We start from the raw sequence: 13581 nt of genomic DNA on the forward strand, positions 1-13581 counted from the left end.
CTGCCTTCGACCGTGCGCCGGGATATCTTGTTTGAGGGCGAGACCATCGCGTAGACGAACCGCGCTCCGAGCTCGCCGAAGGCGCAACCGACGAGCGGCAACGGCGAGCAGAGGCGCGAAGGTTTCTGGTGGTCAGGCAGGAAGATCCCGCCATTTTACCATCCGTTCGCGCAGGTCGACGACCTCGCCGTCTGCGGTGAAGGACCCATCTCCCCTGTGGTGTAGTGTCCGCCGCTCCTCCCGGTCGGGATCGATCCAGATCCTGACCGCCTCGAGAAGGAACAAGTTGTAGGTCTCGACCATGCTGTCGTCGGCAATTCGACACTCGATATTGGCGAGACATTCGCCGATAAGAGGCGCCCCCACGTCCCGGGCGGGAAGGCGTGACAGCCCGAATTTCTCGAATTTATCGACCTCCTTGCCCGAGCAGTTGCCTATATCGACGACCGTGCGGGCAAGATCGACCGTGGGGATCGCAATCACGCATTCGCGGGTTTCGCGCAATGCTCCGTAGCTATGGTCCCAGGGTCCGATGACGCATCCAATCAGCGGCGGCGCGTGTTGGACCATCATGTGGAAGCCCATCGTCATCACGTTCGGTTCGCCATTTAGAGCGGTCGTGACCAGGACGATGGGGCCAGGTTCGAGCAGTCGATAGGCATGGGATGCGGGCATTTCCTTCATGTGAGTTCTCCTTGTGAGTTCTCCTTGCGATTTGATGGCGCCCGCAAGATCCTTAGCCACAACGACGACACAACAACCGCGGACGAACAAGGCGCGATGCCGCTCCACCGGGGTGGCCGGCTCAGCGCGCCGTCAGACCACCAAATACGGTTTCAACGACCGCCTCGATGTAGGCGTCGGAGATGTCGGAGTTGGCGTGCGGAACGAGCAGCCGGTGATAGATCGGGCCATATAGAGCATCGAGCACGACATCCGGATCCAATCCGGGTCTCAGTTCACCGTTCGCCATGCCGCGCCGAACGATCTCGCGAGCAATCCGCCGCCGCGGCTCGACCCAACGCATCTTTACGGCATCCAGCAGCCTTTCATCGGTTTGCGCACGGCCCAGCAGCGGCCGCATGATCCTGCCCTGCTTACCGCGGTAAGCCCGTGCCAGCAGTTTCATGGACGCCGCAAAGCTCGCGCGCGCAGTCGCCTTCTCCTGGATTGGCGCCGCCTTTGTCACTTCGGTGAGAAACGCATCCATCACGATTGCCGAGACATTCGGCCATCGGCGGTAGATGGTCGTCTTGGCTACGCCAGTCCTTTCCGCGATGCCTTCAATCGTCAGGGCGTCGAATCCTACCTCTTCGCCCAGGTCCAGCGCGGCGCGCAGAATCGCCGCCGTCGCATCCGCGCCGCGCTGGCGCGGATGCGCGACCTTCGCCGTTTCCAATCGAACATTCCTTTGCATCGTCGCTTCCCATGCGGTCCGTCTGGCCAAAGCAAGCAGCAGACTCGCGCCTCTGATCCCGCCCAAACCCCCGAATCGGCTTGATAAGTGTACGCTACGTATCGTGGTTGACAAGTGTACGCTACGTATCGTAGCTTTTGCGACGGGCTACCTGGGCAAAGCGCGGTCTCCGCAGATCCTGGTGAATGAAGCAGGCGCTGCGGTCTGACCGTCCTGAACGGAGGACGATGCATGGCTTCAGTTCATATGCGGACACGCGGTCGCAAACAGCCGAGTTCGGCGGCTGCGGACAATTCACCGACCCACATTGCGGGTAACCAAAGCGGCACATCCAAGCGATACTCGGTGGAGCTTCGGGTCAACGGCGAAGTTCACGCGCTCGAGCTTGATCCCCGCACGACGCTGCTCGACGCCCTGCGCGAACACTTGCATCTTACGGGGAGCAAGAAGGGTTGCGACCAGGGCCAGTGCGGCGCCTGTACCGTCCTGGTCAATGGGCAGCGTATCAACAGCTGCCTCACCCTCGCCGTCATGCATGAGGGCGACGCGATCACGACCGTCGAGGGACTGGGCACGCCCGATCGGATGCATCCGATGCAGGCCGCCTTCGTCGATCATGACGGCTTTCAGTGCGGCTACTGCACGCCGGGGCAGATCTGTTCGGCGGTGGCAATGCTGAACGAAGTCGCAGCCAGCATTCCAAGCCATGTCACGGCCGATCTCACTGCACCAATCGTGCTGAGCGAAACGGAAATCCGTGAGCGCATGAGCGGCAATATTTGCCGCTGCGCCGCATATCCCAACATCATCGAAGCGATCCACACGGTTGCAGGAGGACGGCCATGAAAGCCTTCACCTACGAACGCCCGGCCAGCGCGGTCGAGGCCGCGGCCGCGGCGGCGCGTACACCTGGCTCAAAATTCATTGCCGGCGGCACCAATCTGCTGGATCTGATGAAACTCCAGATCGAAACGCCCACGCATCTTGTCGACGTCAACAACATCGGCCTCGATCGGATTGAGCCAACCGACCAGGGCGGCCTGCGCATCGGCGCGCTTGTCCGCAACACCGATCTTGCTGCCGATCCTCGGATCCGCGGGGATTACGGCGTGCTGTCCAGGGCGATCGTCTCCGGCGCCTCCGGGCAGCTCCGCAACAAGGCGACAACTGCCGGCAATCTGCTGCAACGAACACGGTGCCCCTATTTCTACGACACCGATATGCCATGCAACAAACGCTCGCCGGGCATGGGCTGCGCCGCGATCGGCGGCCTCAACGCCAATCACGCTGTTCTCGGCGCCAGCGAAGCCTGCATCGCGACGCATCCTTCAGACATGGCCGTCGCCATGCGGGTGCTGGACGCGGCCGTGGAAACGGTGGCGCCAGGAGGGGCAACGCGCAGCATTCCGATTGCCGACTTCCATCGCCTGCCGGGCAATACGCCGCATATCGAGACCGTACTGGAGCCGGGCGAGTTGATCACCGCGGTGACGCTGCCTGAACCACGCGGCGGCGTGCAGCTTTATCGCAAGGTCCGTGAACGCGCGTCATACGCGTTCGCCACGGTCTCGGTGGCATTGATTGCCAAGGTCGAGGAGGGCCACCTCACCGTCGACCGGCTTGCCTTCGGCGGTCTCGCACACAAGCCTTGGCGCGTCGAACAGGCCGAGCGGACCGACGCCGACACAGACTCGATCGCCGACATTGTGCTCGCCGGCGCCAGGCCAACCGAACAGAACGCCTACAAGCTGCCGCTCGCCCGACGGGCACTCTCGGCTACTCTCGAACAGGCACGCGAAGGAGCTTCCAGATGATCGGCCCCGGCATCAACCGCATCGACGGCCCGCTAAAAGTCACCGGGCGCGCTGTGTATTCCTACGAGCGGCAGGACCCGGGCCAACCGTTCTACGGTTTCATCCGCGGCGCGGCGATCGGAAAGGGCAAGATCACCCACATCGACACCGCGGAAGCCGAAATGGCACCTGGCGTGCGCCTGGTGCTGACCCATCGAAACGTTCCCAAACAGGGGGCGTTCGTCAACAAGCCGACGATCTTCGACCGGTCGCATCCGCAGCTGACCAGCGACCGGATCGCGTATTTTGGCGAGCCGGTGGCGTTTGTCGTCGCGGACACCTTCGAACAAGCTCGCGCCGCCGCGGCTCTTGTGAAAGTGACCTATACGCATGAAGACGGCGCCTTCGATCTTGCCACTCACGCCGATCGGGCAGAACCGCAGGCGACCCTCAGCATCGGCCTTCCGGGCGAGACGCGCTTCGGTGACCTCGAGGCAGCGATGTCGGCCGGACCGGTGACCATCGACCAGACCTACACGACGCCATACCACTTCTCGCAGCCGATGGAGCCGCATGCCTGTCTCGCCGACTGGCGCGACAACCATCTCACCGTCTATCTGGCGACGCAGACCGTCGCGCAAAATCGCATCGCCCTTGCCGAAACGCTGGGATTGACGGCCGATCAGGTGACCGTCGACGCGGCCTTTGTCGGCGGTGGGTTCGGCTCCAAGCTTTATCTCCACGCCGAAGCCGTTCTCGCGGCGCTGGCCGCGCGCGCGCTGGCCCACCCGGTCAAGGTCGCCTTGACGCGCCGGCAGGTCTTCACCCTCACCGGGCATCGGCCAGAAATGATCCACCGCGTGCGCCTGGCGGCGACACCGGACGGCCAACTCACCGGCCTCGGGCACGACGTCAACCTTCAGGCGGCTGAAGGGGAACCATGGATCGAGCAGGCCGCGACAGTGGCGCGCTCGCTCTATGCGGCGCCGAACCGCCTGACTCGACACTCGATCACCAATCTCGATCTCAAGGCGGCTGAAGCGGTGCGCGGCCCCGGCGAACTGCCGGGCTTGCTGGCCTTCGAAACCGCAATGGATGAGTTGGCCCATGCGCTCGATATCGATCCCGTGGAATTGCGGCTCAAGAACGACACCGCGACCGATCCTGAGCTGGGCGTGCCGCTGAACGGACGGCGGCTCGCGGACTGCCTTCGCGAAGGTGCCAAGCGCTTCGGCTGGGACCAGCGGCCGAAGACGCCGGGTAGCCGTCGCGAGGGAAATCATCTGGTCGGCTACGGCATGGCGGCGGGAATCCGAATGCATTTTCAGGGGCCGACGGGCGCCATCGTCCGCATCGAGCCGGACGGCCGTGTGATCGTGCGCTCCGACACGCCCGACATCGGCACCGGCACGTACACCATCGCCTGCCAAATCGCGGCGGAAGCGTTGGGGATCGGCGTGAATCTGGTGACGGCACAACTGGCGCATTCGGATTTTCCGCCGAGCGCCGGCGCCGGCGGCTCTTGGGGAGCGTCCAACCTGTCGATACCGGTCGACCGGGCCTGCCAAGAGATCAGGAACAAGATCGCCGAAGCTGCTGGTCCGGGAGCCGTTCCCAACGACATCCTCGCCGATGTCGGCCGCTGGTTTCCAGAAGGCCTTGAAGCCACAGGACAAACTATTGGCCAAGCCGACGATCCGAACTTCAAGAATTATTCCCAGAACACCTATGGCGCGGCGTTCGCGGAAGTCCTTGTCGATGTCGCTACCGGCGAAGTCCGTTTGCGGCGCATGACCGGCGTGTTCGCGGCGGGCCGCATCATCAATGCCAAGACGGCGCGCTCGCAGTTGATGGGCGGCATGATCTGGGGCGTCGGCTCGGCACTGCACGAGGCCGCCCATGTTGATCGGCGCCACGGCAATTGGGTGAACGGCGATCTCGCCGAATATCTGATGCCGGTGCACGCCGATATTCCGGCCATCGAGACGGTGCTGCTCGACGACTATGACGAACACGCCAACCATCTCGGCATCAAGGGCGTTGGTGAACTTGGCGTCTGCGGCACGGGAGCGGCGGTCAGCAACGCGGTATTCAACGCCACCGGGATACGAGTCCGGGATTTTCCGATCACCCTGGCCAAGCTGCTCCCGGGACTTCCGCCGATGAGGACGGCAGCGTGACCACTCAGCGGCCAAAGCAACCGGACGAGGAGCGCTAGGCGCGGGGACTGCGGATCCTGCGCCGGATCGGCGGCGGGCCGGAAGCTCGGCCCGCCGCGCACAAACCAATATCGGCTGGATGATCGTTGCGGCACTGTAGGTGAGCAGGTTTGGCGCAGCGCGCCCCGGCCCGCCGCCAGGCCTCTGCCGATCCTCAAGCAAATCAGGCCCAAGACCAACGAAGGAGCAGATAAGAGCATTGGTATTATCGGAGCCGGAGCCCGAAAGGACGCCTTGCTGTCCGATGCTCAGAACGTTGACGCAAACATCACGTCAGAAACTGTCTGGTTAGACCTCTGATGTTGGGACTTTTTTATGAAAGAGCGACTTGAATGTAGCGTCTACCTTGAATCTTTCCCGAACTCGTCTCGCGAAGAAGAAGACCTGAAGCACGTTGCACGCGGCCGCTGCGGCGGCGAGCAAATAAGGTCCTCCGACCAAAATGCCGACGCTACATAGAGCAACTGTCGCTACACCTGTGACGAGAGTGATACGGAAGGCGACTTTTTCGTCGCCCAGAACCATCAGCAAAATGCCCGATGAACCGCCGAGAACATGCCCTAGTTGACCGGCGCCCAGGATCAGGGCGAGCCAAAGAGAGTTTTCATAATGTGGATTCCAAAGATGGACCAAGGTGTAGCCGAGCACCGCGAGGCCGGCATACATGAGAAAAGTCAGCAGGGTCGCCACTGAGACCAGGAGCCGCAGCGCCTTCTGGAGTCCTGTACGATCGTCGAGTGTCCAGAGGTGAACGGCTGAGGGCGCAAAGGCCGAATTGGCTATGCTCAGCGGCATTATGAGCACTGTCGAAATCCGTAGGGCGATGCCGTATTGCGCGATCTCCTGTAGACTGCTGAGCAGCGTCAACAGGATCATGTCCACCTGAGACAACCCAAACAATACTAACGTTGTCGCCAGATTGGGCAGGGTCCGGCGGATGATCGCTCCAGCGCCAATGGGCTCTTTGGCCACCTGGCTCCAGCGCCGGCACGACGAGGAAATGCTGAAGGCTCCAACCCCCGCGGCAATTGCGTATCCAGCAAAACTGCAAAGGAGCACCTGATGCAAGTCTGGTTGCAGTCGAGTGGTCAGGGCGAAAGTTAGAAAGAGGGCAACCGCGGTGCTCGGAAACGCCATAAGAAACGCCGAACTCCTGATCGAGTGAATTGCTCTGAGCAATTCCACCTGCACTGCTCCGAGTGCGGCGCACGGAATTTGCAGCGCAACTATTGCCAGCACTCCGCTCCAAGCCGTGACGTTTGCCCCTGAGGGAATCCACCGGTCTGCAAGCCAAAAGGCGCACCCAACTATGAGGCCAAACCCGCCGACGATTCCTTGGATCCTCATGATGGCGTCACGCGCACGTCCGAAATCGCCTCGCGCCGCGGCGGCCGAAACAAGTGCCGGCGCCGTGAACGTAAGACCCATCATCGCCAGAATTGCGAACCCGGCTGTGAGAATCTGAGCGATGAAGTAGATGCCAACCTTGTCTTGCGGTAAGGCGAGGGGGAGAAGAAGCGAGCTGCCTAGTCCGGCTGCCAGTATTGCTATTCGGCCGGCCGCCGCCGCTCCGCTGGCCCTCAACATGGAAGGCAGCTTCGCTCTCCTAAGCACGCCGGAGAGTTCGGTCATTGCCGCGCGCTCATACGGCCGCCGAATGGCCTTCGAGGGCTCGGGGCGGAGGTCCGTAGCGAGGCCAAACCCCGCGCTCGTCGCTCTCGATCCCATAACAGGCAGCGTTCGGAACAGCACTCATCCAACGAAATGACTTACCCATTCTGTCCGGGCAAAATGCTCCTTCAACTGGGCATAGTTCTTGATGATTTCAGATTGGGTACCGGACCGCTGCCTCCTGAACGGACTATGGAGCGAAACTTGGCGCAAATTGAGAAACTCCAGCGAGCGAGACACACCTGGCCCGTCTACCAACTCCTCGTAAGTAACATGCAGATTGGGCAGAGTCTCTACCATCCTTGAGAGCTCCAAATTCCATTCGGTCCATCGTTTGAACGCTTCTTCCACATCTGCCGGCTCCGCAGTGAAGCAGTTGACGGTCATTGAGCCGCGATCGGACCTCCAGGCACCATTGATAGTCGCAAGCTTGTACGAAATGTACTGATCCAGGAGATTCTCGCGAGAAAGGCGGATAATCCTGTACCCAAAAGTCTCAAACGCGTCCTTCGCATCAGGATGTTCTATCAGCGAGAGATATGGCATCTTGAATCCGATGACGTCGCTGCTCTTCCTGTGCAGCCTTTTCTCAAGGTAAGTCGCGACGTCTTTCTGGCGGGAGTTCCTGAACGATATGGTGCGTCGCCTGAGCACGTCAGCCAGCAAGCGTGCCGTCGGCGAGAACAATTCACCTTCGCACGTCGCGTCTGGATGGGAGTCTATCAGCCCTTGGAGATAGCTGGACCCTTGCCTGCCTACGAAAACTATCGCAAAAAATGTTCGGTTTCTCATTGCCCTTGGGAATTCTGCGACCTGGACGGTCTCGCTTGGTTGGCGACTTCTAGCAATCCTGCCCAGATTGCAACAGCCCTAACAGCAGCCGACGACAAATTTCGGGGCTTTATCCAAAGGCAGCAGCAAGTTTTTATAGGGTTGAAGTGGTGGGACTACTTCAACAGACGTGCCAGGCGTTCTGGCCCATTGCCCACGACAGATTTCCGACCGGACTGAGATTGTTGTAGGACCGTGAATTTTCAACGGCCAGCAAGCAAGGAGGCGAAGATTTTGAAGGCAGGAACAGCTGGGAAGACCGAAGATTTGAAAATAGTCGTCGAACAGGAAACGACGCTCCTTTTCGCATGCTTCGATGAACAGTGTGCGTTCGAGATTGGCTGTGCCATCCGCGCGAGCGCGATCGTAGAGAGGCAGGGTATCGTGGTCGATGTCCGTCTCTGGGACCGGCAGCTGTTCCACGCTGCTCTGCCAGGCTCAACCGCCGCCACCGCGGAATGGGCGCGGCGCAAGCTTAATACCGTCAGGATGTTCCAAAAGAGCAGTTATCGCATGGCCTTGGAGCAGCAGCGTGAGGATAGAACCTTTCCGCCGGGATACGGGCTCGATCCGGCAGACTACGTCCTGGCCGGCGGAGCGTTCCCCATACACGTCCAGGGCGTGGGTGTGGTCGGCGCGATTGCCGTTTCGGGTCTTAGTCAACGCGCCGACCACCAATGCGGGGTGGCGGCCCTTTGTGAATACCTTGGCAAAGACAAGAAACGGCTGGCTTTTGACCCGGCCTAACTTCACCGCGGCACTGCCCCCGTAAATGCGCTCCGAGCTATCAGCCAAGTATGTTTTAGCGCCTTGAGTGATGCAAGTGTGGGCGGATGCAACGCTGCTGCGGCAACCCGGCGCAGGGCGATCCCTGTTCGGCCCGAACGCCCATGAATTGCTGCCGAAAGCAGACTTGCATTAGCCCGAGTTTCGCGCTCCCACCTCCGGATATCGTCTGGCAGGTCGTGCCGCCGAAAGAAGGCATCGACCATGCGCTGCGGCTCTTCCCCCCTTTCGAATGGGACAGCTCTGTACGTCGTCGAAGCACTATGCATCCGAAACTCCGCGAGCACCGCCGGCAGGTGATGGAAACTTCCCTGCAATCCCAAGCGGAGGAAGAAATCCAGGTCAGGAATTTGGCGCAGGTCGGAACGCCAACTACCGGCCTTCTCGTAGGCGGCGCGTCGAAAGAGCGCGCCAGGGCCTGGCAAGCAATGGAGCTTGGCAAAGAGCGCGCGTCGTGAATAATCCGGTGGTCGGAGCGTTGATCGGAGGACCGACCGTTCATCTATGATGTGAAAATCAGGGTAAACGAGAACGACTTCTGGACGCGCCATTAGCTCCTCGACGCATCGCCGGATAGCAGCAGGGCGAAGCCGGTCGTCCGCGCTAACATAGCCAAGCACCTCTCCGGTGCTCATCGCCCATCCCACCGTCATGGCCGCACTTTGACCAGCGTTGACTTGGCGGTGCAGTTTCACTTTCCCGGAGAAGGTGGCGGCGATGTCGCTGGTGGCGTCGGTAGAACCGTCGTCCACCACGGTGATCTCTAAATTCGGGTAATCCTGAACGAGCAGACTCTCGATCGTCTCGCCAATATACTCAGCCGCGTTGAAGGCGGGAACGACCAAAGAAACCCGCGGCATCCTATCCAAATTCATTTCCAAGGCGCTCATTTGGGACGTTTTTTGCTGCTTGCTGCTTCTCTTGAAAGTTGCCGAACCGAGACAATCCTAATCCCCGCCCTCCCCTCTGCGGTTCGCGATCATACTGTGGAACTGTAAAATTAGGCGATCCACGATCGAAGGCCATGTAAACTTTCCGCGAATGTGGGCCTGAAGAGCTTGGCCCATCGTGCTCAGCGACTCGCGTTCTGCCAGCATCGACCGGAGGCCGCCACGCAGCCCCTCAACGGTCGCCTGCACAACAAGGCCACCACCAACGCTTTCAATCTCGTCGAATCCGCATTGATCGGTCAGTAGCACCGGTGTTCCGGCAACTCCAGCTTCCAACGCAACAAGCGACATCGCCTCGGCGCGAGATGGGACGGCAAGAAACAGAGCTCGCTCGTAAGCGTCGTTCCGCTCAATCTCGCCTAGATGACCCGTAAAGATAACGCGATCACCAAGTTGCCTTTCTCCAACGAACTTTTCCAAACTGGAGCGCATTCCAAAGTCCGGCCCTGCCATCACCAACCGGACATCACCGTATTCCGACGCCACATCGGCGAAAGCTTGGACGAGCAGGTCTGGGCCTTTCACTTCGGCAAGGCGTCCCATGAACAGTATGTAGGGCGCATCCGACTGAGAAGGGTGATGGGTGACGGCCTGGGCGTGCTCCTCCACTCCATTGGGGAGGACGATGACACGGTCTTCTGGTAGCTGAAATCGCTCCAGAATTTGGCTTCGTTCCAGTGGGGTAATCGCAACCAGCAAGCTTGCATCGCGGATTACCCGTTTGCCAAAAAGGACATGGAAAAGACGCGCGATCGGACGTGGGCGGTCAAGGCCCACGAACTCGCCCGCGGCGCTGAATGCGTAAGGTTTGCCCAGCCGCGAAGCCAGAAACGCTGTCGCGACCGAAAGAAGGTTCCAGTAACCAAGAATGTGAACAACATCGGCTCTGCGGAGGCTCCGGGCGAGCCGCAGAGGATTGATAAAGGGGACCGTAAGCCGTAGGCGCACTGAACCCGTCGCATACACTGGGACGCCTCGCTGGCGAAGCTTTTCCGCCAAATCGCCATCCTGCATAGTCGCGACTTCGCATCGATGTCCCCTGGCCGCCAAATGAGCCGAGAGGCGCCGCGTTCGTTCTGCGGTACCTCCTCCCTTTTGGGAATCGAGCGATACGGTGGTCAGGAGGACGTTCATTCGTCGTATCTGCCGATGTCGTCGGCTAGATGCTGAGCATATTCCTCCAATCGATCCACGAACGCCTCGGACGGCAATCCGAGTTCGGAGGCCTTTCTATGGGAAAAACGTCGGTCGATGTTCCGATCCGGCAATCCTCTCGCACGAAGGAGCAACCTCAGCAACGATCTCGGCGCCGTAGGCCCAACCTTGGGTACATTACGACGAAATGCCACAGCGAGGCGATCCTGGACGAAAGCGAAATTGTTGTTTGGGTCGTGATCGTCTGTGACAAGCACCACCTGAGGGCCAAGACGCTTTCGTTCGAGCGACAATTGGACGAGTGCCCGAGCTACAGTCTCGACACTGACAAGGTGCATCCGTCTGGCGCCATACAGTGAACGGCGAAGCACGATTTTCCACTGCGGGGCACGGCTTATCTCTTCCGCCAAGCTGACCAGATTGCGACCGCCTGGCCCGAACACGGCCCCCAGTCGCAATACGATCGTCTCGGGGAACGAATCTCTCATTACCGCTTCGACCGCAATATGCTCTGTCTCATAAGGTGACAGTGGCCGCGGTCGCGTATCTTCGTCAACGAGATGGTCTTTTACGCCGGCATAAACGTCAATGCTGCTCGCGTGGATACAACGACGGATTCCGGACTCCCGAAAGATCGACTTCAGGCTCTCCATCGCACCGCTATACCAGCCGCTGCCATCCGGGCGCAGAAGGTTGATCAGAACATCTTGACCGCGAAGCACGCTCAGCATTTGAGCAGGGTCACCGAGGTTGACGTCGTTGCGTTCCACGTCGCTTGAGTCGAGCCATTTTGGCCGCGACCTGTGCACCAGGTATCGGCTGGGACGAACCGCAGAGATATTCCAGCACTTGGCAAAGGCCTCGCCGACGAAACCGGTCCCTCCGAGCACGACTACGCGTGGCTCGTTTTCGAATCGCTCGTCGTTCATGTAGAGGCTTCTTCGGAGTGATACTGCACGCGGCGATGCCGAGATGGTGAGCGGTTAAAGCGAGCCAGGCCAATTCGCATTTGCTCGGCCTATACCATAAGCCCGACACGCCGCGCAACGACGGCCGGACCATTGGCGTAGGCCCACCAACCCTTGCTGGGGAAATGGAAAAGTCGCCCTTGGGTCGCAAGCCGCTTTCGGAGTATAGGGAATGCCCATGACTGCGTCTTCGCCAAATTCCCGATCCGGCTCGATCACAGGTTTCGCGCTGCCTGCAGGAGCGGTCATAGCGCTACCTCTGTTCCTATTGCTCTTGACGACCAATTCTGGCGCCTCGCCGTTAATCCTCCTCTGGTTCTATGTTTCCGGCTGCGCCGCGGTAGCCATCTCGCTTGCATTTCCCTCCTCTTTCTTCGTTTTCTTGTTGTCGTCATTCCTCTTCGTGGGTTTCATAGCGAAAGCGATCGCGCACTTCGTGTTTGCTGTGCAGCTAATTGAGCCGGTTAGCACATTCACGTCGCAATGGGACCAAGCGTTAATTTTTGCGGCCAGCGGCTTGTCGGGCGTGTGTTTGGCGAACTTCATGGCGACATTGTTTCCATCCTTTCCAAACACTTTGAGAGCTTCTGGAACCGCTCATCTTGCCAATTCGGTCCTCGGAGCGTTTTCTGTGCTGATAGTTTGCTCAATCGGGATGTATTGGGCGAACTACACATTTCATATCCTCCGAATTGGCTTCCCCCTTGGCATTGACATGGACGCTCGCATCTACGCGGTCGCCGCCTTTGGCATCGCCTGGGGCTCCCTCTTGGGCGGGCTGACTGCGGTGCTCTGGCTCATCGAACTCCGGGGATGGCCATATGCCGCCTTGATCCTTACGGCGACATTTCTTGGTTTGCTCGCTTCTATTTCGATGGGCAGCCGGATCCAGCTTCTTCTCTACGTCCTGGCTGCGGTCGTAGTCATTGCGTTGCGGCGGCGGCAGGTGCGGAGCTGGATTGCCGTTGGCTTGGCGATGGGTTTAGCCGCGTTTATCTTTGTGGCGTCGCTGGCGGTAGTCAGTTTCGAACGCACGTTCGACTTCTCGCAAACTGCGTCCGGGACCTCCGTGCCTCTGCCGGCAACGCCTCCTGAAGCATCCAATGATTCGAACTCCGCTGAGGCGAGCTCGACTTCAGAGGTTCCTGCAACTCCGCGAGCAGTCCCGAAGCCTCCCGCGCTTCAAGAAACTTCATTGGCCGACAAAGTGGAAACCGTAACGCGAAATCGTTCTGCTCTCCAGGGATTGTTCCGCCAACTCCGCAATCTCGCTGTCATGCGTTGGGTCGGAATGGAGGGCGTTATGACAGCAGCCGCCAATTCCGACCGACTCGGCGCCGACCTGTTCTTGAAAGTGATTTCTGAGGATCCCGCCGCAGGCTCCCACGCAATCTACCAAGAAATGTCGGGCAATCGTTACGGGCATGTTGAGTACTATACATTCCTCACACTCCCCGGCCCTATCGGCGTAGCTAGCCTGTCCGGGTCAGCGATGGTCGTGGCGGCCTTTATGTTTGCACTCACGCTAGCGGGTCACTTGGTCGAGTGGATAGCTGCCCGTTCGACGCAAAACCTGGCAGCCGCGTCCGTAACAGGCGTGTCGCTGGCCTACCTGACGGTCCAAATGGGATTTCCATGGACTTTGCTGATCTATGCGATCGAACTACTCCTTTCCGTTATGTTCCTTGGCGCGGTTTGGTGGGCCACGAAGTGGTTGGCGTCCAGCAACGGTCGAGTTGAAAGCACGCCCGTTGAGCCACAATCGCTGCAGTAGGCGAACGCGGTTAGTCG

12 protein-coding genes are annotated in these 13581 nt (G+C 59.9%); 5 read left to right on the forward strand and 7 right to left on the reverse strand.

Annotated elements, in window-relative coordinates:
• Positions 1–132: 132 nt before the first annotated feature.
• Both FJ938_RS10020 and FJ938_RS10025 read right to left on the reverse strand, forming a co-directional pair.
• A complete protein-coding gene (locus tag FJ938_RS10020; RefSeq protein ID WP_140693213.1) occupies positions 133–684 on the reverse strand; it encodes a flavin reductase family protein in 552 nt (183 codons plus the stop codon).
• A gap of 121 nt (positions 685–805) precedes the next feature.
• Positions 806–1399, reverse strand: coding sequence for a TetR/AcrR family transcriptional regulator (locus tag FJ938_RS10025; RefSeq protein ID WP_210240573.1), 594 nt, complete (start codon positions 1397–1399; stop codon positions 806–808).
• A gap of 249 nt (positions 1400–1648) precedes the next feature.
• Between FJ938_RS10025 and paoA the strand changes: the two genes are divergently transcribed.
• Genes paoA through FJ938_RS10040 form a run of 3 tightly spaced genes read left to right on the forward strand, consistent with a single transcriptional unit; the run spans position 1649 to position 5390 of the window.
• Positions 1649–2263 carry an aldehyde dehydrogenase iron-sulfur subunit PaoA gene (gene paoA / locus FJ938_RS10030; protein ID WP_140693215.1) on the forward strand — a complete coding sequence of 205 codons (615 nt, stop codon included), beginning with the start codon at positions 1649–1651 and terminating at the stop codon, positions 2261–2263.
• Positions 2260–3231, forward strand: coding sequence for a xanthine dehydrogenase family protein subunit M (locus FJ938_RS10035; protein WP_140693218.1), 972 nt, complete (start codon positions 2260–2262; stop codon positions 3229–3231). The genes paoA and FJ938_RS10035 overlap by 4 nt, the downstream gene beginning before the upstream one ends.
• Positions 3228–5390 carry a xanthine dehydrogenase family protein molybdopterin-binding subunit gene (locus FJ938_RS10040; protein WP_140693220.1) on the forward strand — a complete coding sequence of 721 codons (2163 nt, stop codon included), beginning with the start codon at positions 3228–3230 and terminating at the stop codon, positions 5388–5390. Before FJ938_RS10035 ends, FJ938_RS10040 begins: the two co-directional genes overlap by 4 nt.
• 327 nt (positions 5391–5717) lie before the next feature.
• Here FJ938_RS10040 and FJ938_RS10045 read toward each other — a convergent pair whose 3' ends face one another.
• Together FJ938_RS10045 and FJ938_RS10050 are read right to left on the reverse strand one after the other, a co-directional pair.
• Positions 5718–7061 (reverse strand): hypothetical protein, encoded by a 1344-nt coding sequence (locus FJ938_RS10045; RefSeq protein WP_140693223.1) that lies wholly within the window; start codon positions 7059–7061, stop codon positions 5718–5720.
• Between the two features lie 120 nt (positions 7062–7181).
• Positions 7182–7787, reverse strand: coding sequence for a hypothetical protein (locus tag FJ938_RS10050; protein ID WP_140613147.1), 606 nt, complete (start codon positions 7785–7787; stop codon positions 7182–7184).
• A 378-nt stretch (positions 7788–8165) separates the two neighbouring features.
• On the opposite strand from FJ938_RS10050, the gene FJ938_RS10055 reads away from it, so the two are divergent.
• Positions 8166–8678, forward strand: coding sequence for a heme-degrading domain-containing protein (locus FJ938_RS10055; protein ID WP_140693225.1), 513 nt, complete (start codon positions 8166–8168; stop codon positions 8676–8678).
• A 2-nt stretch (positions 8679–8680) separates the two neighbouring features.
• On the opposite strand, the gene FJ938_RS10060 is transcribed toward FJ938_RS10055, so the two are convergent.
• The 3 genes from FJ938_RS10060 to FJ938_RS10070 are packed head-to-tail and all read right to left on the reverse strand — an operon-like array spanning position 8681 to position 11751.
• Entirely contained in the window at positions 8681–9607 is a 927-nt protein-coding gene (locus FJ938_RS10060) for a glycosyltransferase (RefSeq protein ID WP_140693228.1), read from the reverse strand.
• Positions 9608–9664: 57 nt separating this feature from the next.
• Complete coding sequence (locus FJ938_RS10065) at positions 9665–10801, reverse strand: glycosyltransferase family 4 protein (protein WP_140693230.1); 1137 nt, start codon at positions 10799–10801, stop codon at positions 9665–9667.
• Positions 10798–11751, reverse strand: coding sequence for an NAD-dependent epimerase/dehydratase family protein (locus FJ938_RS10070; protein WP_140693233.1), 954 nt, complete (start codon positions 11749–11751; stop codon positions 10798–10800). The genes FJ938_RS10065 and FJ938_RS10070 overlap by 4 nt, the downstream gene beginning before the upstream one ends.
• Before the next feature lie 217 nt (positions 11752–11968).
• On the opposite strand from FJ938_RS10070, the gene FJ938_RS10075 reads away from it, so the two are divergent.
• Positions 11969–13564 (forward strand): hypothetical protein, encoded by a 1596-nt coding sequence (locus tag FJ938_RS10075; protein ID WP_140693236.1) that lies wholly within the window; start codon positions 11969–11971, stop codon positions 13562–13564.
• The last annotated feature ends 17 nt before the right edge of the window (positions 13565–13581 follow it).

Origin of the sequence: Mesorhizobium sp. B2-4-14, from assembly GCF_006442155.1 — a bacterium.
GTDB lineage: Bacteria > Pseudomonadota > Alphaproteobacteria > Rhizobiales > Rhizobiaceae > Mesorhizobium.

Excerpts from the sequence above, each read along its gene's own strand:
- FJ938_RS10020 (WP_140693213.1), bottom strand. The coding sequence starts at position 684 with ATGAAGGAAATGCCCGCATCCCATGCCTATCGACTGCTCGAACCTGGC.
- FJ938_RS10040 (WP_140693220.1), top strand. The coding sequence starts at position 3,228 with ATGATCGGCCCCGGCATCAACCGCATCGACGGCCCGCTAAAAGTCACC.
- FJ938_RS10045 (WP_140693223.1), bottom strand. The coding sequence starts at position 7,061 with ATGACCGAACTCTCCGGCGTGCTTAGGAGAGCGAAGCTGCCTTCCATG.
- FJ938_RS10070 (WP_140693233.1), bottom strand. The coding sequence starts at position 11,751 with ATGAACGACGAGCGATTCGAAAACGAGCCACGCGTAGTCGTGCTCGGA.
- paoA (WP_140693215.1), top strand. The coding sequence starts at position 1,649 with ATGGCTTCAGTTCATATGCGGACACGCGGTCGCAAACAGCCGAGTTCG.
- FJ938_RS10075 (WP_140693236.1), top strand. The coding sequence starts at position 11,969 with ATGACTGCGTCTTCGCCAAATTCCCGATCCGGCTCGATCACAGGTTTC.
- FJ938_RS10065 (WP_140693230.1), bottom strand. The coding sequence starts at position 10,801 with ATGAACGTCCTCCTGACCACCGTATCGCTCGATTCCCAAAAGGGAGGA.
- FJ938_RS10035 (WP_140693218.1), top strand. The coding sequence starts at position 2,260 with ATGAAAGCCTTCACCTACGAACGCCCGGCCAGCGCGGTCGAGGCCGCG.
- FJ938_RS10060 (WP_140693228.1), bottom strand. The coding sequence starts at position 9,607 with ATGAGCGCCTTGGAAATGAATTTGGATAGGATGCCGCGGGTTTCTTTG.